The sequence below is a fragment of the Thauera butanivorans NBRC 103042 genome (assembly GCF_001591165.1).
GTDB lineage: Bacteria > Pseudomonadota > Gammaproteobacteria > Burkholderiales > Rhodocyclaceae > Thauera > Thauera butanivorans.
In genome coordinates, this window is the sequence record NZ_BCUG01000136.1 from 1 (window position 1) to 1,165 (window position 1,165).

Annotated in this window: 1 protein-coding gene; it reads left to right on the forward strand. The window is 65.8% G+C overall.

The genetic code is table 11. The features are described from left to right. The coding region (gene adh, locus TBU01S_RS22690) for an aldehyde dehydrogenase (protein WP_068639739.1) at positions 1 to 1,165 on the forward strand (1,165 nt) is incomplete at its 5' end.

The window sequence follows — 1,165 nt, forward strand, 5'->3', positions numbered from 1 at the left end:
GCTCACCGTCGATCACTTCCGCTACTTCGCCGGCTGCCTGCGCGCGCAGGAAGGCAGCATCAGCGAGATCGACGAGAACACCGTCGCCTACCACCTGCACGAACCGCTGGGCGTGGTCGGGCAGATCATCCCGTGGAACTTCCCGATCCTGATGGCGGCCTGGAAGCTCGCGCCGGCGCTGGGCGCGGGCAACTGCGTGGTGTTGAAGCCCGCCGAATCGACGCCGGTCTCGATCATGGTGCTGGTCGAACTGATCGCCGACCTGCTGCCGCCGGGCGTGCTCAACATCGTCAACGGCTTCGGCCGCGAAGCCGGCATGCCGCTGGCCACCAGCAAGCGCATCGCCAAGATCGCCTTCACCGGCTCGACCTCGACCGGGCGGGTGATCGCCCAGGCCGCGGCCAACAACCTGATCCCGGCCACGCTGGAGCTGGGCGGCAAGTCGCCCAACATCTTCTTCGCCGACGTCATGGACCGCGACGACGCCTTCCTCGACAAGGCCATCGAAGGCATGGTGCTGTTCGCCTTCAACCAGGGCGAAGTGTGCACCTGCCCGAGCCGGGCGCTGATCCAGGAAAGCATCTACGAGCGCTTCATCGAGCGCGTGCTCGAGCGCGTGGCGGCGATCAAGCACGGCCACCCGCTCGACACCGAGTCGATGATGGGCGCGCAGGCCTCGCGCGAGCAAATGAGCAAGATCCAGTCCTACCTGGCGCTGGGCAAGGAAGAAGGGGCCGAAGTGCTGATCGGCGGCGACAAGGCGAATCTGGGCGGCGAACTGAGCGAGGGCTACTACATCCAGCCCACGCTGTTCAAGGGCCACAACAAGATGCGCATCTTCCAGGAAGAGATCTTCGGCCCGGTGCTGGCGGTGACCACCTTCAAGGACGAAGCCGAGGCGCTGGCGATCGCCAACGACACGCTGTACGGGCTGGGTGCGGGGGTGTGGAGCCGCAACGGCAACGTGGCCTACCGCATGGGCCGGGCGATCCAGGCCGGGCGGGTGTGGACCAACTGCTACCACGCCTATCCGGCGCATGCGGCCTTCGGCGGCTACAAGGAGTCGGGCATCGGGCGCGAGACCCACAAGATGATGCTCGACCACTACCAGCAGACCAAGAACCTGCTCGTCAGCTACAGCGAGAACAAGCTCGGGTTCTTCTGA